The 20917-nt window shown below is 37.4% G+C and carries 16 protein-coding genes; 11 read left to right on the top strand and 5 right to left on the bottom strand.

Going from position 1 to position 20917, the window contains the following annotated elements; translation table 11 throughout:
* The first annotated feature begins 14 nt into the window (after positions 1–14).
* Genes mreC through rodA form a run of 4 tightly spaced genes read left to right on the top strand, consistent with a single transcriptional unit; the run spans position 15 to position 4448 of the window.
* On the top strand, positions 15–839 hold the full coding sequence (gene mreC, locus G530_RS0114830; protein WP_026935275.1) for a rod shape-determining protein MreC: 825 nt from the start codon (positions 15–17) through the stop codon (positions 837–839).
* Positions 829–1335 carry a hypothetical protein gene (locus G530_RS0114825; RefSeq protein WP_026935274.1) on the top strand — a complete coding sequence of 169 codons (507 nt, stop codon included), beginning with the start codon at positions 829–831 and terminating at the stop codon, positions 1333–1335. Before mreC ends, G530_RS0114825 begins: the two co-directional genes overlap by 11 nt.
* Positions 1332–3200 (top strand): penicillin-binding protein 2, encoded by a 1869-nt coding sequence (gene mrdA, locus G530_RS0114820; protein WP_026935273.1) that lies wholly within the window; start codon positions 1332–1334, stop codon positions 3198–3200. The genes G530_RS0114825 and mrdA overlap by 4 nt, the downstream gene beginning before the upstream one ends.
* Entirely contained in the window at positions 3201–4448 is a 1248-nt protein-coding gene (gene rodA, locus G530_RS0114815; RefSeq protein WP_026935272.1) for a rod shape-determining protein RodA, read from the top strand.
* A gap of 201 nt (positions 4449–4649) precedes the next feature.
* On the opposite strand, the gene G530_RS0114810 is transcribed toward rodA, so the two are convergent.
* The gene (locus tag G530_RS0114810; RefSeq protein ID WP_035716572.1) at positions 4650–6803 is read right to left on the bottom strand and encodes a carboxy terminal-processing peptidase; all 2154 of its coding nucleotides are present in this window, start codon (positions 6801–6803) and stop codon (positions 4650–4652) included.
* 148 nt (positions 6804–6951) lie between these two features.
* Between G530_RS0114810 and surE the strand changes: the two genes are divergently transcribed.
* From surE to G530_RS0114785, 5 genes are all read left to right on the top strand, one after another.
* Positions 6952–7734: a 5'/3'-nucleotidase SurE gene (gene surE, locus G530_RS0114805; protein ID WP_026935270.1), complete on the top strand. Its 783-nt coding sequence runs from the start codon at positions 6952–6954 to the stop codon at positions 7732–7734.
* Positions 7727–8008, top strand: a complete 282-nt coding sequence (locus tag G530_RS0114800) for a hypothetical protein (protein WP_026935269.1) — start codon at positions 7727–7729, stop codon at positions 8006–8008. The genes surE and G530_RS0114800 overlap by 8 nt, the downstream gene beginning before the upstream one ends.
* A 1-nt stretch (position 8009) precedes the next feature.
* Complete coding sequence (lpxB, locus tag G530_RS0114795) at positions 8010–9125, top strand: lipid-A-disaccharide synthase (RefSeq protein WP_026935268.1); 1116 nt, start codon at positions 8010–8012, stop codon at positions 9123–9125.
* Between the two features lie 73 nt (positions 9126–9198).
* A complete protein-coding gene (locus tag G530_RS0114790) occupies positions 9199–9753 on the top strand; it encodes a C40 family peptidase (protein WP_035716571.1) in 555 nt (184 codons plus the stop codon).
* Between the two features lie 34 nt (positions 9754–9787).
* Positions 9788–11827, top strand: coding sequence for a ComEC/Rec2 family competence protein (locus G530_RS0114785; RefSeq protein WP_026935266.1), 2040 nt, complete (start codon positions 9788–9790; stop codon positions 11825–11827).
* Positions 11828–11830: 3 nt separating this feature from the next.
* On the opposite strand, the gene G530_RS0114780 is transcribed toward G530_RS0114785, so the two are convergent.
* The 3 genes from G530_RS0114780 to G530_RS0114770 all read right to left on the bottom strand — a co-directional run bounded on the left by G530_RS0114780 (position 11831) and on the right by G530_RS0114770 (position 16306).
* Positions 11831–12373, bottom strand: coding sequence for a thioredoxin family protein (locus tag G530_RS0114780; RefSeq protein WP_026935265.1), 543 nt, complete (start codon positions 12371–12373; stop codon positions 11831–11833).
* Between the two features lie 83 nt (positions 12374–12456).
* Complete coding sequence (locus tag G530_RS0114775; protein WP_026935264.1) at positions 12457–14073, bottom strand: peptide MFS transporter; 1617 nt, start codon at positions 14071–14073, stop codon at positions 12457–12459.
* 16 nt (positions 14074–14089) lie between these two features.
* Positions 14090–16306, bottom strand: a complete 2217-nt coding sequence (locus tag G530_RS0114770) for a S9 family peptidase (protein ID WP_026935263.1) — start codon at positions 16304–16306, stop codon at positions 14090–14092.
* 183 nt (positions 16307–16489) lie between these two features.
* Between G530_RS0114770 and G530_RS0114765 the strand changes: the two genes are divergently transcribed.
* Together G530_RS0114765 and G530_RS0114760 are read left to right on the top strand one after the other, a co-directional pair.
* Positions 16490–17806, top strand: a complete 1317-nt coding sequence (locus G530_RS0114765) for a hydroxymethylglutaryl-CoA reductase, degradative (RefSeq protein WP_026935262.1) — start codon at positions 16490–16492, stop codon at positions 17804–17806.
* Positions 17806–18729: a GYDIA family GHMP kinase gene (locus G530_RS0114760; protein ID WP_026935261.1), complete on the top strand. Its 924-nt coding sequence runs from the start codon at positions 17806–17808 to the stop codon at positions 18727–18729. The genes G530_RS0114765 and G530_RS0114760 overlap by 1 nt, the downstream gene beginning before the upstream one ends.
* Before the next feature lie 50 nt (positions 18730–18779).
* Here the strand turns inward: G530_RS0114760 and G530_RS0114755 are convergent, their stop codons facing one another.
* Complete coding sequence (locus G530_RS0114755) at positions 18780–20900, bottom strand: peptidylprolyl isomerase (protein WP_026935260.1); 2121 nt, start codon at positions 20898–20900, stop codon at positions 18780–18782.
* Between the last annotated feature and the right edge of the window lie 17 nt (positions 20901–20917).

Here is a 20917-nt window from a genome sequence, read left to right as displayed (position 1 = left end):
GAGAAGCGTAATTTATGCAGCAGATTTTCAACTTTCTTATACGGAATAAGAATTCAATTTTATTCTTAATCCTGTTTGTTGTATCTGTTTACTTAACTATTCAGAATCACGCTTTTCACAAAAGCAGGTTTGTAAGTTCGGCTAATTTTGTAACTGGAGGTGTATACTCCTGGTCTAACAATATTAACACTTATCTTCACCTAGATGAATACAATGAAAGACTTCTCGAAGAAAACAATAAGCTCAGAAATATAATTTCTAATATTCACGATAGCATTTCAGTAGAAAAGCAATTGGACAGTACTTCGTTTGAAGGAGATTATCTTTTTAGAACAGCCAGAGTAATCAATAATAACTTCTCAAAACAAGACAATTATCTTACCCTGAACCGAGGAAAAGAATCTGGTATTCAACAGGAATTCGGGGTGATCACCAGTCAGGGAATTGTAGGGATTGTAGACCGTGTTAACGACGAATATTCCCGTGTAATTTCTATACTGAACAGTAGGTCCAGGATAAATGCCCAGTTAAACAATACAAACCATTTTGGAAGTTTAGTCTGGGATGGTAAAGATCCAAATATTGTCCAGCTAATAGATGTTCCTAGACAAGCGCCACTTCAAAAAGGGGACACCATAATTACCGGTGGGCGCTCGTTGATATACCCAAAAGGATTACCTATTGGTAGTATAGAGGATTTCACGCTTGACCAGACCCAGAGTTATTACACCATAAACATTAAATTGTTTAATGACATGACCAACATTGGTTATGTATACATCATAGAGAACGTTAACAAGGAGGAAATAGAAAAATTGCAGGAAGTAGATGAACAGTAAGCTCTTTTCAAATATCACCAGGTTCATCATCCTTGTATTCTTACAGGTTCTAATCCTGAACAATATCAATTTTGCCGGATATATAAATCCGTACCTATACGTATTATTCATAATCCTCTACCCATTTGCAGGGAATCAAAGCCTGTTTCTTTTCCTATCTTTTCTTTTAGGATTAAGCGTAGACATATTTGAAGACAGCGGCGGAATTAATGCTGCTGCATGTCTGGTTGCAGCCTTTGTTAGACCAAATCTATTGAGATTCTCATTCGGGATAAGCTATGATCACCAGAATATAAGACTGGCTGCTACACCGTTTGGATCAAAATTGAGCTATGTTTTTTTAATGGTTTTAATACATCATTTTGTATTATTCTCCTTGGAAATGTTTAGCATAAACCATATACTTCTTATACTGAAAAAAACATTATTTTCCAGTATATTCACAGTAACCCTAACCCTTTTAAGCCTTACCTTATTTAGTAAAAAGTATCGATGAGAAAAGTTTTACTCTACATAACTATTTTGACTACAGGTCTCATTTTCATAGGAAGATTGTTTTACCTTCAAATAGTAGATACTTCGCTAGCAATAAGATCACAGGATAATGCCATTAAAGTGGTGTATGATTACCCTCAACGGGGTTATATCTATGATAGAACTGGTGAACTTATGGTTTCCAACCAGCCTTCGTATGATGTCATGGTGATTCCCAGAAACCTGAAACCTTTTGATACCACCGAATTCTGTAATATTCTTAACCTAACCAGGGAAGATCTGGAAAAAAAATTAGATAAGGCAAGGATATATTCTCCCATGCTCCCTTCTGTAGTTATTCCGCAATTAACCAAAAGTGAATATGCAATCCTACAGGAGAAAATGAGGAAATATGAAGGCTTCTACATTCAAAAGAGATCACTTCGTGATTACCAGGTAAACCACAGCGCCAATGTTCTGGGCTATATCGCCGAAGTGAATCAGAAAATAGTTAACGAGAATCCATATTATATTTCTGGTGACCTTATTGGCCGTGCGGGTGTAGAAAGCCAGTACGAGGAATTACTACGTGGGGTAAAAGGTGTAAAGCATATTCAGAAGGATAGATTTAACCGGGATATCGGCCCATACAAGGAAGGCATCTATGATACATTACCAGAAAAAGGTAAGGATATTACGATCTCCATAGATAGTGACCTCCAGGGCTACGGAACGAAATTAATGGAAAATAAGCGTGGCGGAATCGTTGCTTTAGATCCACAAAGCGGAGAGATCCTTGCCCTCATAAGTGCTCCAACCTATGATCCAGCAATGCTTGTTGGTAGGAGCCGCTCCAGAAATTACTGGGAATTATATTCAGACTCCATAGCAAAACCATTGTATGATCGTGGTCTTCTGGCTGAATATCCTCCAGGATCACCGTTTAAAACATTAAATGCCCTTATAGGTCTTCAGGAAGGTGTGGTAGATACAGATGATAGTTTTTCATGTAATCATGGATATACCTATGGTAGAGGGAGAAAGCTCGGTTGCCATGCACACAAAAGCCCCTTATCTATGATACCTGGTATCGCACAATCATGTAATGCTTATTTCGCTAATGTTTACAGAAGAATTATTGAAAAATATCCTAGTCCGCAAGAAGGTATGGATACCTGGAACATGCACCTTAAGAGCTTCGGCCTGGGGCAATTCATGGGAAATGACCTTAGTACGGGCAGACCAGGCAAAATACCAGATTCAGATTATTATAACAGGATCTATGACTACCCCACATATAAATGGTATGCCTCCGCAACATTATCTAATGCAATAGGACAGGGTGAAGTTCTAATGACTCCAATCCAGCTAGCAAATATGACTGCGACTATAGGTAATAAAGGCTGGTATTACACTCCTCATATTCTGAAAGAAATTGACGGGCAACCTATTAAAGAAGAAAAATTCACTAAAAAGAATTATACAACTATAGACGCAAAGCATTTTGATCCTGTAGTGGAAGGAATGCATGAGGTTTATAAAAGCGGAACCGCTTCAACTTTAAGAATTCCCGGAATAGAAATAGCCGGAAAAACAGGTACCGCTGAAAATTTTGCCAAAATAGATGGCAAAAGAGTTCAGCTTACAGATCACTCTATCTTCGTTGCCTTTGCACCGGTAGACAACCCTAAAATTGCCATCGCGGTATTTGTGGAAAACGGTTATTGGGGAAGTAGATATGCTGGAAGAATGGCAAGTTTAATGATAGAGAAGTACTTAAAAGGCACCATTACCAGAACCGATATGGAAGAGTGGATCTTAAGCCACAGCCTACAGGATGAATATGCGAAACCCGTTAGTGGAGAACCTTTCAGAATTAATCAGTAAATGAGTAACAGTAACGCGGGATTCGACTGGATAAGCATTTTTATTTACCTGGCATTAATCACTTTTGGGTGGGCTAATATCTATTCAGCTTCTTTAGGATCCAGTACCGGCGATTTTTTAGATCTAAGTCAGCCTTACGGAAAACAGGCCCTTTTTATTGGTTTAAGTATATTTCTTATCGTCATAGTTCTTTCAATAGAGGCTAAATTTTACCAGCGTTTTTCAAGTGTTATTTATATAATTTCCCTGCTTTCTCTGGTAGGTCTCTTTGTCTTTGGTAAAACAATTTCCGGGGCCACATCGTGGTATTCCTTCGGGAGTTTTGGTGTTCAGCCTTCTGAATTCGCGAAATTCGCAACTGCATTGGCCTTAGCCAAATATCTAAGTGATATTCAAACAAATATTAGAAAGCTTAGCCACCAGGTTAAAGCTTTTATCATAATTGCCATTCCTGCTATATTAATTGTCCCGCAGCCTGATCCAGGTAGTGCCCTGGTATATGCCGCGTTCTTTTTTCCTCTTTACAGGGAAGGCTTGTCTGGCTTTTATCTAGTTACAGGACTATCAGCAGTAGCCGTATTCATTCTAACCCTTGTAGTTGGCCCAATATGGGTCTCTGTTGGCGTATTGGCAATTGGACTGATAATGTTCTTCAGAAAAAGAAAAAAGCGACCAGGGAGAGTACTAATAACCTTATTTGCGATAATTTCAATTGGGCTGAGCTTCTCTGTAAATTACATTTTTGAAAATGTATTCGAACAAAGGCACCGGGACAGGTTTAATATTGTACTTGGGAAAGAAGTTGACTCTCGTGGAATAGGCTACAATACCAACCAAAGTGAAATAGCTATTGGTAGTGGAGGCTGGCTGGGTAAAGGCTGGACCGAAGGAACTCAAACCAAAGGGCATTTTGTCCCAGAACAACATACAGATTATATCTTCAGCACAGTAGGAGAAGAATGGGGTTTTCTAGGTAGTTCAATTGTTGTGCTTCTATTCGTAGCTCTCCTATTAAGGCTTTTGATACTTGCCGAAAGACAACGGAATCAGTTTTATAGAGTCTATGGCTACTCGGTCATAGGAATTCTATTTATTCACTTCCTAGTAAATATAGGAATGGTAATAGGTATTTTCCCTACTGTTGGTATTCCACTACCCTTCTTTAGCTATGGAGGTTCAGGATTATGGGGATTCACAATCTTGCTATTTATCTTTATAAAGCTGGACTCAGACCGACTTTCTTACTAGGAACATTTATCGGCCATAAGAAGGATTGCTGCCACGGCCAAAATGAGCACAGGATAGATATATTTTCTTTTCATCAGGTAATATAATTATTATTGAATGTCATATTCTTAGACCCCAAAATTAAGGAACTAATTATTATTAAATAGGAAGCATAAAAAAACCCGGAAGGTTGCTTCCGGGTTTTTCATTATATAATTTCTACTAGTTCTTAACCTTAGTCTTTCCGTCAACATCTGCCAGTTTATTTCTGGTGATATTGTTCATTTGAATATCAGAAAGCACATTGATGGCTTCTTCTATATAAACATCTTTACTTAGACTCTCATGCCATCTCTGTCTTTTTTCTTTCAGAATAGTATCTGTAGTGAAAAGCTCTTCTTCATATGGTAGTGAAGTATAAGTTAGATTCGTTTTATAATCTTTTATAGCATCAAACTGCTTAGCCATTTCTTTATCTTTTTCAGCCTGCTGAGCGTATTCAGCATAATTTAAAGGATAGCTGCTATCTTCACTCTGAGTTTTCACCCACTTCGCATTCTCCTCGATAAGCTTTAATTGATCGTTTGTACTCATTCTTTTCTTACTAGCTTCAATAGCTTCATCGTATCCTACATAACCATTCCAGATACTATAATCTGCCGCATCTATCTTATCCCATGGAAGAGGGTTTTCCTGATCTTTCTCACCTATATCCACAAAACTATATCTGTCTGGAACCACAACATCACTTTTAACTCCTTCAAGCTGAGTAGAACCACCATTTACACGATAGAACTTCTGGGTGGTGATCTTAAGTGCTCCCATATCTCCCATTTCATTATTTCGAAGCCACCTGTTAAGGTCTATTACATTCTGAACTGTTCCTTTACCATAAGTTTGTTTACTACCAATGATAACCGCTCGTTTGTAATCCTGCATTGCTGCAGCCAGAATTTCTGAAGCTGAAGCAGAAAGCTCATTTACGAGGATAACCAATGGCCCATCCCATAGTACCTGAGGATCTTCATCTTTAAGTACCTCTTTTCTGGCACCATTAGATTTCACCTGAACAATTGGACCTTCTTCTATAAACATCCCTGCGATATCTACCACCGTCTTAAGAGATCCTCCACCATTATTTCTAAGGTCAAGCACAAGGCCTTCCATTCCTTCTTTCTTCAATCTAATAATATCCTCTTTGATATCTGAAGCCGCATTACGTTCATCATAATCGGTCATATCAAAGTAGAATTTAGGAAGATTGATCACCCCATATCTTCTATCATCCTTTTTAACCATAGATGACTTGGCATAAGTTTCTTCGATTTCGATCACGTCACGAGTTAAAGTAACTTCTTCAATATTACCCATTACTTTTTTACGAACTGTAAGGGTAACCTTCGTATCCTTAGGGCCTTTAATAAGATCAACAGCGTCATCCAGCCTCATTCCCACGATACTTACCGCCTCTTTTTCATCTGACTGTTTTACTTTAAGGATAACATCTCCTTCACCAATTTCTTCACTTCTCCAGGCCGGCCCACCAGAGATCACTTCAGTTATAGTAATATCATCACTATCCTTAATTAATCTGGCACCAATTCCTTCTAACTTACCAGACATGGCAATATCAAATCTATCCTTGTCTTGCGGAGCGAAATAGAAAGTATGCGGATCAAATTCTTCTACGATCGCATTGATATATACTGAAAAATAATCCTCTCTTTCCAGGTCGTCTGTAAAATCGTAATACCTGTCTATATTAGAAAGTGTGGTTTCCCTGGCTTCTTTTTCAAGATCTGCATCAGATTTCATTTCATAAGACGCATCATCTTCTTTCTTCTTTTTCTCATCCTGTCTCAGATCGTAATAGGTAATAAGTGTATTGAATTTCAATTGCTCTTCCCACCTCTTCTTCATTTCATCTTTAGAAGATGCATATTCCAGACTATCATAGTCCGTATTAATTTTCTCATTTTCATCAAAATTGAATGGCTCTGAAAGGATCTCTTTGTAAAGAGACCTGGCTTCTTCCATTCTTTTTCCCAAACGGCCATAAGTAAGGTTAAAAAAGTCTATGTTCTTTCCCTTAATCTGGTCATCTATTTTACTCTTATAAGCATCAAATTCCTTAATATCTTCAGCATAGAAAAAACGTTTAGAAGGGTCTAATCCTTCCAGGTAATCTTCATATACATTCGCTGAAAAATTGTCATTGATATCCTTCGCATCATAATGTCCCTGGTTAAGAACATAAGTAATAAGGTCAATAAGAAGTTTATCCTTGTTTGGATCGTCAAATTTCTTAGTGGTAAAGCTACATGAGGCAGCAGCCATTAAAAGAACAACTGCTATGATCTTGATATTCCTTTTCATAATTCGTTTAAATTTCGTCATCGTTTGGTTACCATAAGTATAGTAAAAACTGTGCCAATAAGTTAGATAGGCGATACTAATTTGTGATAGCACTAATATAAGCTTTCCTTATTTAAATTCTTATTTTAGCAGAACCAAATAATTATGCATGAATAAGAATAAACCACTTATCCTGGTAACTAATGATGACGGTATAACTGCTCCAGGAATAAGGACTCTGGTAGATGTTATGAAAGAATTAGGAGATGTGATCGTGGTCGCTCCAGATAGCCCGCAAAGCGGTATGGGACATGCCATCACTATAAGCGACACTCTTTTTTGTGAGCAGGTAACGATCAAAGAGAGTTACAAGCACAAGGAATATAGCTGCTCTGGTACTCCAGCCGATTGTGTGAAAATTGCCACTCAGGAGATCCTGCATAGAAAACCAGACCTTTGCGTAAGTGGAATAAATCATGGCTCCAACTCCTCTATTAATGTAATTTATTCAGGAACAATGAGCGCCGCCGTGGAAGCCGGAATAGAAGGAATACCTGCTATAGGTTTTTCACTCCTGGATTATTCATTGAATGCTGACTTTGAACCAACAAGAAAGTTTATTAAAACTATCACCAAAAACGTTCTAAAGAATGGCTTACCAAAAGGTGTTGTTTTAAATGTGAATATCCCGAAATTATCAGAAACTGAAATAAAAGGTATAAAAGTATGCCGACAGGCAAATGCCCATTGGGAAGAAGAATTTGATAAAAGAACGAATCCGCAGGGACGTGAATATTACTGGCTAACCGGAACCTTTGTAAATAAGGATGAAGGAAATGATACTGATGAAAAAGCTCTTGAAGAAGGCTATGTATCGGTGGTTCCTGTTCAATTCGATCTAACCGCACATCATTTTATAAAAGATTTAAGTAGCTGGTCTCTTAATGATTAAACAAAATATTTTTACCGGATTTCTAACTGGGATAGCCGCAAATATTGCCGGTGTGATGCTATACATCTCCCTGCTTTCAAATGCCGATATCGATGCAACCCTGAAAGATGCCGTTGCCAATGATTATCTAGGGAAGATCATTGCTTTAGGAGCAGTACTTAATTTTCTTCCATTCTTTGTATTCCTTAAAAAGAAACAAAATTATCACGCACGCGGCGTCCTGTTGGCAACTGTAAGTATTGCAGTGGCTGTAGCAATCTATAAATTCGTATAACATGAAATATTACATCATCGCCGGTGAAGCTTCTGGAGATCTGCATGCCTCGAATTTAATGAAGGCTTTAAAAGAAGTAGACTCAAATGCTGAATTTCGATTCTGGGGTGGTGATCTAATGGAAAACCAAGGCGGTACTTTGGTGAAACACTACAAAGAACTAGCCTTTATGGGCTTTTCTGAAGTGATCATGAACCTTAGAACCATCTTCAAAAATATAAGTTTCTGCAAGCAGGATATTAGCGAATACAAACCGGATGTCATCATTTTTATTGACTACCCCGGCTTCAATATGCGTATTGCAGAATGGGCAAAAAAAGAAGGGTATAAAACGCATTACTATATTTCTCCGCAGATCTGGGCCTGGAAAGAGAATAGGATCAAGAAGATAAAAAGGGATGTGGATGAGATGTATGTGATCCTCCCTTTTGAAAAGGAATTTTATACTGAAAAGCATAGTTTCCCGGTACATTTCGTTGGCCATCCCTTGCTGGATGCAATCGAGAACAGGCCTCCCGTAGATACCGAATCTTTCAAAAGAAATCACGACCTGGACTCCAGACCGGTTATAGCATTGCTGCCCGGAAGTAGAAAACAGGAGATCGAAAAAATGCTAAAAGTAATGCTTAGTGTTACCACAGAATTCCAGGATTATCAATTTGTGATTGCAGGAGCACCGAGCCAGGATGAAGAATTCTATCATACTTTTATGAAGAAATCTAACATCAAACTTATCATGAATAAGACTTATGATGTACTGGGAATTTCTCATGCCGCGCTGGTAACATCAGGCACGGCGACCCTGGAAACCGCACTTTTTAAAGTTCCGGAAGTAGTTTGCTATAAAGGAAGCTTTATCTCATACAATATTGCAAAGCGTATTATCGATCTTGATTATATTTCACTGGTGAACCTTATCATGGATCGTGAGGTGGTAAAAGAGCTTATTCAGAATGAATTCAATTCAAAAAACCTAAAGCTCGAGCTTGAAAAGATTCTGAAAGAAGAAAACCGCAAGCGAATCTTCAGTGATTATTTTGAATTAGAACAACGTCTTGGTGGTAAAGGAGCTAGTAAAAATACCGCCGAACTGATATATAATAAGATCTCTGAATAAAAGAAAATCCAGTATACGGCGTTATGGTAAACCACCCAGCTTCGGCAAAACAGGACAATTAAAAATTAGGAAGATGAACAGACAGTCTCTTTTAAAAATCTCTTCAATATTGGTTATAGCAATATTCTTTTCTTCCTGTGGATCTTCACGTAGCAGTGTGGTTACAACTAAAAAAGAAGAAAAAAAGAGAACTGAAAACGTTGCAGAACCTTTTAAGCATGATCCTACTGCCCAACCAGAAGATAAAATTGCTTATAAGGTAATTCGTACTGCAAAGAAATTTGAAGGTACTCGATATAAATATGGAGGGACAGACAAAAAAGGAATGGATTGTTCGGGCTTGGTATATGTATCCTTTCAGGAAGAAGGAATTCCTTTGCCCAGAACATCGAGAGATATGTCGCTCCAGGGCAAAAGATTATACCTTAAAGAAGTTAGTGTGGGTGACCTCCTATTCTTCGAAACCAACAAAAATCGAAAAGTGATAAATCATGTGGGGCTGGTGGTAGAAGTAAATGAAGATGGAATTTATTTTATTCATTCATCCTCCTCCAGAGGCGTGATAATTTCTTCGTTATCAGAATCTTACTGGCATAATAATTTCGTAATGGCCAGGCGAGTGATCTAATTTTTAATTACCTTCTGAAGGCAAATCACTCCAGGTGAAAAACTTTCAGTTTATATTTCTAAGACTAGCTATTTACCTTATCGCAGGTATTTTGCTTGCATTTACTGTTGAGATTACCAAAGCTCAAATATTATTTACCGGGATTCTTATCCTGGTTCTTTATCTATTCAACTTCTATAGGGCTCAAAAAACACTATTCCCGGATGCTCTGGCCGGTATCACAACCTATTCCCTTATCTTTTTCCTGGGCTTTTCAACAGCCTATTTCAATAAACCAGAAAACCAGCCAAGGCATTTTCTAAACCATAATATAGAGGAAACCGATAGTCTTTTTCTCCACGGCAAAATTTTAGAAGAATTAAAACCAACTGCCTATTCAAAAAAATTCATTGTCGAAGCAAGGCAGATAATAAGTCAGAATTCTAAAAATGCTATCAATGGTAAAATTCTACTGAACATAAATCATGACTCTTTAATCACAACAGAAATAAATCCTGGTAGCATGATTTTGATTCCCTGGAAAACTGAACAGATCAATGCTGCATTAAATCCATATCAATTCAGTTACCAGGATTATATGACCAACCTTCAGGTAGAGCGACAGCTGAAAATTAATATTCCAGAGCTAAAAAGAACAGGATATGAATCCAATATTAGATCACTGGCCTGGAATACCAGAGAAGAGATCATTTTAATTTTAAGAGATCTTGATTTTGGAAAAAATGAGTTAGCAGTATTTCAAGCGCTGATCCTGGGGCAACGCAGAGATGTAAGTGACAAACTTTATAAAGATTATGCATCTGCAGGTGCAATTCATATCCTGGCCATCTCGGGATTACACATTGGCATCCTTCTAATACTACTTAATTTTTTATTCAAACCTATAGAAAAGGTAAGACAAGGTAAAATTATAAAAGCTTTATTGATAATTCTTCTACTCTGGAGTTTTGCTTTTCTAACTGGTTTAAGTGCTTCGGTAGTTAGAGCGGTTTGTATGTTTTCATTTCTTGCTATAGGACTGCAATTAAAAAGAAAGACCAGCAGTCTTAACAGTCTTTTCCTGTCTCTATTCTTTCTTTTGTTGATAAACCCCTACTATATATTCCAGGTTGGATTTCAGCTAAGTTATCTGGCTGTTTTTAGTATTATCACTTTTCAACCAATCATTTATAGATTATTCAGTTCAGACTTTAAGTTAATAGACTACTTCTGGAAGTTAACTTCGGTAAGTATGGCAGCCCAAATAGGGGTTATTCCCTTGAGTATTTATTATTTCCATCAATTCCCAGGCCTGTTCTTAGTAACCAACCTCTTAGTTTTACCATTCCTGGGGCTTATTTTAATTTTTGGAATCACTGTAATTCTGATGGCTTCATTGAAAATTCTACCTGGTTTCCTGGAAGATGCATTCAGTCTTTTACTAAGAATTCTAAATGAATTCATTGGGAAGATCGCTGAATTTGATGCATTCGTAATTTCGAATATTAGATTAAGTCTTCTACAGAATCTAAGCCTTTATGTGATTGTACTTTCAGTATTACTTCTGATCAGGAAATTGAATTTCTATCGTTTAAGTTTCCTACTTATTAGCATCCTTATATTCCAGGCAGCTACCTTCTATTCCAAAATTAGTATTCCTGAAAATGAATCGATCGTATTTCATAAATCAAGACAGTCAGTTCTAGGAGAAAAGGTTGGAGATGAACTCAAAATTTATTCAGATTCGCTAAATAATACTAATATTCTGAACGATTATTTAAGGGAAAGGCAAATTGAAAATATTGCCTACCAAAATTTGCCGCATATCATCAACCTATCTGGTAAACTTAGCCTGGTTATCGACACTGCTGGGAATTATAGATTAAACAATTTTAAACCCCAGCTTCTAATATTAAGGAACTCCCCCAGGATCAATCTCGATAGGTTGCTCACTATGTATTCTCCTGAACAGATCATTGCAGATGGAAGCAATTACAGCTCTTATATTAAAAAATGGAAAAACACTGCGCTAAAACAAAAAATCCCTTTTCACCATACCGGCGAAAAGGGAGCATTAATTATTAAAAATGAATAATGTCTAACTTGAAAAAGTACCTTCAAATTCTTCCTGATATTTTTTCCACTCCTCGTCTGTCTTTACCTGCTTGTAATCATTGGTAGCGAAGATCTTCAGGAAGATTTCCAGTTTTTGCGGCGTAAGATATCCTTTTACCGGACTTAGAAACCCAGCATTTTCATCAAAAAATACCATTGTAGGATATGCGCTCACTCCCATGGCAATCGCAAACTCGTGAACGGCATTTCTACCCTTCTTTTCAGGATCGTAACCTGGATTTTTGAATACCTTATCCTTAAATTTTATTACTTCATTACCTTCCGCATTGAATTTCACGGCATAATAATGCTTATTAATATACTTAACGACGTCTTTATTAGTAAAGGTATTTTTATCCAGCAATTTACAGGGGCCACACCAGGTGGTATAGGCATCTACAAAAATCTTTCTGGGAGCTTTCTTCTGGGCCTCCAAAGCTTCATTCATACTCATCCAATTAATTTCCTGAGCCTGAATGACTGAAAAAGAGGAAATTATAATGACTAAAAAGAGTATATTTTTCATGGCTTAAATTTAATTCAAAAGATTTAAAACAAAAAACGTTCCTAAATAATTAGGAACGCTTTTCTATTTTAATATCAGCAAGTTTACCTGATACCGTGCATTTTCTTAATAAGGATCTTATTGATCATGATCATAATAAGTCCCATTACCACGGGAATTATAGTAAAGATCAGGAAGAAAACTGATAGTCCATATTTCTCAGAAATACTGTCAATAGCTCCACCGGTATAACCTCCAAGGATACCAGCTATAAAATTAGCCAAGAACCATATTCCAAACATTAAACCAACTAATTTTGGTGGTGAAAGTTTACTTACATAACTAAGACCTACAGGAGAAACACATAATTCTCCAACAGTATGGAAAAAGTAAGCTACGATTAAAAATATCATACTAACTGCGGCTGTCTCAGCTCCGTCTGGAATAGACATTGCTCCGTAGGCTAATGCTGAAAATCCAATACCTAATAAGATTAATCCAATACCAAATTTGACTGGTCCTGATGGATTGTATTTGCTTTCCCAAATCTTAGAAAAAACAGGAGCTAATAATATTATAAATAGCGAGTTTAGAACAGAGAACCAAGAAGCAGGAACCTCTGCACTATCCGCACTAAATTCTCTATATAGCATCCAGATCACTATTCCCCAAATAATCGCAAAACTTAAACCTAAAAAGATATTAGATTTAGCATATCTCCCAAATATTTGACGGAAAAGCATTAATAGAACATAAGTTATTACCAATAGTGGTACTATGGTAATTATTGTATTTATAATCTTAAAAGTAAGCGCCTGGCCACCTTCTAACTCTCTATCGGTATAGTCAGCTGCAAATATGGTCATAGAACCACCTGCTTGCTCAAATGCCCACCAGAAGAATATTGTAAAAAATGCGAATACGGAGATTACAATAATTCTATCTCTTTTAACGACAGGAGAAGGTTCAGGTTTTTTTGATTGATCTAAACTATCGTCTACTATCGCTTTGCCCTCGCTATCTTCTACTTCACCTTTTACTGTATGATCATCTACATAATCATCTTTATCCTTTTTTGGTTTCAAACCTATATTTCCGAAGATTTTTTGAGCAAAATAGAATTGCAACATACCAAAGAACATAAAAATTCCAGCAAGACCGAATCCCCAGTGCCATCCTACATTTTCACCAATATAACCACAAAGCAGAATCCCCAGAAAGGCACCTGCATTTATCCCCATATAAAAAATAGTATAACCAGCATCTTTTTCTTTATCTTCAGTTTTGTAGAGCTGTCCTACCATGGACGAAATATTCGGTTTGAACAACCCGTTACCCAAAATTAAAAGAACCAGTCCCAGATAGAAAAAAATATTTGTAAATCCTTCAAGAGCCATAGAAGCGTGACCTAGAGTCATTATTAACGCTCCAAGAACAACAGCTCTACGGTATCCCAGAAGTTTATCGGCTATTAATCCACCAATAATTGGTGTGATATAAACAAGCCCAATATACCAGCCATAAAGCTCGAGTGCGTCTGCTCTAGCCCATTCCCAACCATTATCCATTATTGAAGAGGTAAGGAAAAGGACCAATAGGGCTCGCATACCGTAGTAGGAAAAACGCTCCCACATTTCAGTAAAGAATAATATAAATAGGCCCGAAGGGTGTCCCAGCACCGTTCTTTGATTGTATTCAGATCCTCCGAATTTGAATTCCATTTTTATCTAGTTTTAATTATAATTTTTCCAGTATAAAATCTGTCATAAGAGTATACAGATGCAATCTTGTGTTACCACCGTAGATCCCATGGTTTTTGTCAGGATATATCGCCCATTCGAATTGTTTGTTAGCCTGTATAAGTTCTTCTACCATTCTCATAGTATTCTGAACATGTACATTATCGTCACCACCACCATGAATGATCAGGTATTCTCCTTTAAGCTTATCTACATGGGACAAAGGTGAATTATCATCATATCCTGAAGCATTCTCCTGCGGAATTCCCATATACCTTTCAGTATAAACCGAATCGTAAAATCTCCAGCTGGTTACCGGGGCTACAGCGATGGCTGCAGTGAACACATCATTTCCTTTAAGGATAGCATTAGAAGACATATATCCTCCATAACTCCATCCCCAGATCCCAATTCTCTCTGAATCTATATATTCTCTTTCACCTAATTTTCTGGCAGCAGCGATCTGATCTTCAACCTCATATTTTCCAAGTTCTTTATAGGTCACCTTTTTAAATTCGGCTCCTTTATAACCTGTCCCTCTACCATCTACGGTTACAACAATATATCCTTTATTCGCTAAAAGTTGATGCCAGTAGTCATTGGATCCATAATATGAATTAGAAACCGATTGTGATCCCGGTCCTGAATACTGAAACATTAATAGTGGATATTCTTTGTTCTCATCAAAATCTGAAGGTTTGATGATAGACATGTTAAGATCGTTTCCAAGAACGTTTATTGTAGTTAATTCTTTAGGAGCGAAATCATATTCAGAAACCTTGTCTAATAATTTCTGATTATTTAAAATTTCACGTACCTGCTTACCATCTTTTGCTTTATGCAAAGTATATACCGGCGGAGTATCAACGCTATTGAAAGTATTGATGAAGTAAGTGAAATCTGCGCTAAATGATGCTGAATTGGTTCCAGTTCTTTCGGTTAGCTTGGTCTTATTTTTACCATTTGGTTTGATCGAAAACACATCTCGATTTACACTCCCATTCTCGGTACTTTGAAAATAGATCCTGTCTGCCTTGGCATCATAACCATAGTAATTTGTTACTTCCCAGTTTCCGCTGGTTACCTGATCCATAAGATCTCCATCTTCATCGTAGTGATAAATATGGTTATACCCATCTTTTTCACTGGTCCAGATAAAGCTGTTATCCTTTAAAAAAGTTAAGTTATCTGTGATATCAACATAAGCAGCATCTGTTTCATTAAGAATAACCTCGGTGTCATTATCATCTGCATCCACAAAGATCAGGTCTAGATCATTCTGAGGCCTGTTAATCACCTGCACACTTAAGATCATAGGATCTGCCGTCCACTTAATACGCGGAATATAAAAGTCTCCAATAGCATCCTCATTCATATCTGAGGTTTCCTTGGCGATATCATATTTATCTCCCAGGTCTATTTCTTCTGAAGACTTCTCCTCTACATCATACATATGCAGACTTACTTTAGAATTAGCTTCTCCGGCCTTTGGATATTTAAAAACTTCCTGGGTTGGGTAAAGATCTTTACCAAAAAGATCCATAGAGAATTCGGGAACGTCAGTTTCATCAAATTTTATATATGCGATCTTTTCACCAGTAGGATTCCATTCAAACGCTTTTACAAAAGAAAATTCTTCCTCATAAACCCAGTCTGTAACCCCGTTAATGATCTTATTCATTTCACCATCCTGGGTAACCTGAACTGTCGCTTCTTTATTAAGATCAAGAATGTATATATTGTTATTCAAAACATAGGCTACTTTGCTAGCATCTGGAGAAAATGATGCCTCCTGAATTTTCTGGTCGCTTACCTTTTTTAGTTCTTTAGTTTTTATATCGTAAACGTAAAAAACCTCTTTAGTAGATCTTCTAAAGATAGGCTCAACCTCTGTAGATAATAGAATTTTATCTTCTTTTTCACTGAATTTGAAATTTGAAAATGACTTGATCTCATCAAGATCTGCACTACTCAATATAGTTTTTGTTTTCCTCCCTGTTTCGTAGCTGTAAACATCGATGCTAGAAGAACCGGTTTTACGATCACGATTTAAGATCACATATTCTTCACCATTATCTAAGGATTGCAGGGATTGTAATCTTTCCTGACGGAAGGTGCCACTCCAGATTTCTTCAAGACTTACTTCTTTTTTTTGTGCTGTTAACACAGAAGAGGCTGCTAAAATAAAAGCAACCAGTATTGCGGGGAACTTCATATAAATTATAGAATATTTAATGCAGGCCAAGTTTACTAAAATTTACCGAAAAAATAACCTGCAGAGTTGATAAATAATAACAATCTGTCAAGAAAAGTTCGGCTTTAGATACTTCATCCAGACTAATTTATAAGTCTCTAAAAAATAAGCTTTGTATCTTTGACCTCCTGAAATACCTAAAAAATGACAAAGCCCGTAAACGGATTTTCAAAACTTAACAAAACTGAAAAAATAAATTGGCTGTCGGAAAATTATCTTGATAATTCAGCCGCAGCAGTCTCGGTCCTGAAACAGTACTGGAATGATGACAATGACTTGCAAAAGCTTCATGATGAATTTATAGAAAATACAGTTTCAAACTTTTACTTACCACTAGGTCTTGCACCAAACTTTTTAATAAATGGCAAATATCACGTTTTGCCAATGGCTATAGAAGAAAGCTCTGTTGTAGCCGCTGCCAGTAAAGCAGCGAAATTCTGGAATGAAAGGGGAGGCTTTAAAGCCACAGTTATCAATAACAAAAAAATTGGCCAGGTCCACTTTCTGTTCCAAGGAGATTTTTCTAAGCTCGACAAATTGGTCACAAAGATTGAACCGAAACTTAGAGAATCTGTAAAACCCATTACCCGAAATATGGAAAAAAGGGGTGGTGGAATTCTGAATATCAACCTGATCGATAAAACCGAAGAACTGGAAAACTACTACCAGCTATTTGTAAATTTCGACACCAGGGATTCTATGGGAGCGAATTTTATAAATTCCTGCCTCGAGAAATTTGCTGAAGTTCTGGAAGCCGAAGCCAAATCTAACCCTGTTTTTACTGAAGAGGAGAAAAATCTCGAGGTGATCATGAGCATTTTATCCAATTATGTTCCGGAATGTACTGTTAGAGCAGAAGTATCCTGTCCTGTAAATGAACTCTCAGAAGATAGCACTATAAGCGGGGAGCAATTTGCGAAGAAATTTATTCAGGCTGTTAGAATCGCTGAAATTGAACCTTACCGGGCTGTTACCCACAACAAGGGAGTAATGAATGGAATTGATGCCGTTGTTTTAGCTACAGGAAATGATTTTAGAGCTGTAGAAGCCGGTGTCCACGCTTTTGCTTCGAGAAACGGAAAATATTCCAGTCTTACCCATGCTACAATCGAGGACGGAATCTTCAAATTCTGGATGGAAGTGCCTTTAGCCCTTGGAACCGTAGGAGGATTAACCAGCTTACATCCACTGGTAAAATTAGCCCTGGACATTTTACAAAGACCATCAGCAAACGAATTAATGGAAATCACAGCGGTTGCGGGATTGGCTCAGAATTTTGCTGCTTTGAGATCTTTAATTACTACAGGTATCCAGCAAGGACACATGAAAATGCATCTTATGAATATCCTGAACCAGAACCAGGCGACAGAAGAAGAAAAAGAAGAAATGGTAGAATTTTTTACGCATCATACTATCACCCATAGCAGTGTGATTGAACAACTAGAAAAAATGCGATCTTAATGTTAGAATTCAAAAGCAATGGAAAATTATTAATCACCGGAGAATATGCAGTTCTAGATGGCGCAAAATCATTAGCTGTGCCCACTACCAAAGGGCAAAGTCTGGAAGTGTCCGAAAACGGACCCAACATTATTTCCTGGAAAAGTCTGGATGAAAATGGTAAAATCTGGTTTGAATCAGATTTCAAGATCGAAAATGGAGAATTCCAGGATATAACGAATAACCAGGATCCTGAATCTAAAGAAATCTCTAAAAGACTTCAGCAACTTTTACAATCGGCTTACAAGGCTAATTCCGATGCTTTTTCAAAAACGGGTTTCAGTATTACCACCCGCCAGGATTTTAATAGAAAATGGGGCTTAGGAACATCTTCCACATTGATTAACAATCTGGCGCAATGGCTGAGCATAAATCCTTATGAATTATTAAAGGAAAGCTTTGGCGGTAGCGGATACGATATCGCTGTTGCCGGCAGCGACCTTCCTATTACCTACCAGATCACGAAACATGGACCTGCAGCTTACACGGCAGATTTTGATCCTCCATTTAAAGATCAGCTTTTCTTCGTTTATTTAAATCGAAAACAGAATAGCAGAGAAGCTATAGCACATTACCGCAATCAGCCCAAAGAAAGCATTACAGGACTGGTTGAAAAGATCTCAGGCATCACCGAGCAGATCATAAGATCTGAAAGCCTGGAGGAGTTTAGAATATTGCTTAAGGCTCATGAAACTCTCATCTCAAAGGCCATTGATCTCCCGAGAATTAAAACAGAACTTTTCCCTGATTTTCCCAATCTAATTAAAAGCCTTGGTGGCTGGGGAGGAGATTTCGTTCTCGCTATCGGAGATGAAAAGAACAAACAATATTTCAGGGCCAAAGGATATGATACGATCTTAAATTATTCGGACCTGATCAAATAAAAAAACCTCACGAAATGGTGAGGTTTTTAATTTAATATAATATCTAATTTCTAGTAAAATCTAGATCTGTTATCTTCAATTTCAGCCTTCTTTTTTAAAGCTTCGAATACTCTGGATCCTGCCTGCGCTCTACGAGCAGCACTTTCCTGTTGTGCAAAACCTTTATAAGAATCCATAGCCGGAGCTTCGAACTTACTTACTAATTCTCCTACATAAACACCTTTTTCACCAGCGATTGGCTCACTTACTTTTCCAGCTTCTAAAGAGAATATTGCTCCAACAACTTCTGGCTCTTCACCAGCACCTGCCAGAGTAGGGCTACTAAGGTTCACCGCATCTGCAGTTTGAACACTTACACCCTGATTACTGGCAATCTCCTGAAGTGTACTACCTTTTAATCTGCTTTTAATAACTTCAGCCTTTTTCTCCTTCTTAAGGATAGGAGTAACAGTCGAAGAAGCTTCTTCTACACTCATTAATCCTTTATCTTTCTTGGAAGTTAACTGCGCTACGATATATCCATTATTAGTATCGAATCTTCTTACATCTCCAACACTAGCTTCATCTTCAAATGCCCACTGAATAACTCTACGTTGAGCACCAGCACCCGGGATATTTTCTTCTAAAGCTTTAATATCTTTTACTGTCTTTACTTCGTAATTCTCTTTTTTAGCGACTTCAGAAAAATCTCCTTCTGATGCAGAGATCTCGAATTTTGTCACTTCATTAAAAAGATCGTTCATCGTTTTCTCTGAAGCCTGTATTTCTCTGGCGATAGTCGCAACTTTAACCGCTCTAGCAGCCTCCGTTTGATCTTCGACAGAGATCACATGGTAACCAAGTGGAGTTTCTACCACCCCAATATCTCCGGTTGAATTATCAAATACATAATTCTCAAACGCCGGGATCATCATTCCTGGTACAAAATATCCAAGATCTCCAGCCTGTTCTTTGTTTGAAGTATCAGCAGAATATTCCATAGCTAATTCTGCAAACTTCTCTTTATCTGCACGTGCTACATTAGCAATACTATCTGCAAGTTGCTCAGCTTCTTCCTTATTTCTTGCTGAACCGGCTCCTAACTGAGTCCCTTCATAAGCAATAAGAATATGGCTTGCTTTTACAGAATCTGGTATGTTTTTAGTTTCAACAACCTTACTTAATTTCCAGTACCCATTCTCCTCGTAAGGTCCAAAAGTTTCACCTTCATTCAGATTAAAGACAGCTTCAGCATTTTCTCCTGAAAAATCATTTCTGAATTTGAATCTGTTTTCAAAAGGTAAATCTGAATTGTTACTGATAAAATCAGCATAATCTGCTGTTGAATCGAATCCAGCCAGCGTATCATTTGCTCCAATAGCAGCATTATATTCCACACGCTGATCTCTTAATGAGCTAATAGCTTCTTTAGCTTCAGATTTATCATCTCCAGATGCATTCTCAGTGAAGATCACATACTGAAGACTTCTTGAAGCATCTGTTTCGAATCTTGAAGAATGATTATCGATATAAGATTTGATATCAGATTTAGTTACCTCTACTTCGCTATCTGGAATAGAAGAATAAGGAACCTGTACGAACTTCATGTTGATATTATCATTCTGAAGTCTGTAAGCCTGCTCACCTTCTAAAAGAGTTGCTCCAACACCTGCGCTTACCATATTATAGTAAGTATTCAATTTGGCAGTTTTCGCCAGGTTAGAAGTGAATTGTTGCCATTGTGCATAAGCCTCAGGAGAAGTCTCCTTTAAATTAGCAACATACTCTCTTAACCTGTTCTCATCGAACATTCCTGCTTCATTGGTGAAGTTTGGATTTCCAGCCATTTGCGAACGAACCAGATTTGTGATCTGTCCTTCTCCAGCTCTAATTCCAAGCTCGTCAACCTGCTCATTTAAGATCACTTCTCTTAACTTCTGATCCCAAATACGGTTGACAGCCTGAGTAGTGCTTACGTTTCTACCCATATTTCTTTCAAATGCCTCTACTTCACGGGCAAATTCCTCTCTACTAATTTCGTCACCGTTTACGGTAGCAATAACGTTCTGAGAATTCTGAGAGCTTAACCCTCCATTTCTAATCACATCGGCCAATACGAAAGAGAATAAAGCCAATGCAATGATGATAATCAAGAAAACAGACCTTTGTCTGATTTTATTTAATACTGCCATTTGAATGTGTAATTTAT

Source organism: Christiangramia echinicola DSM 19838 (genome assembly GCF_000423065.1).
GTDB lineage: Bacteria > Bacteroidota > Bacteroidia > Flavobacteriales > Flavobacteriaceae > Christiangramia > Christiangramia echinicola.
This window is presented reverse-complemented; position numbering and strand designations above follow the sequence as displayed.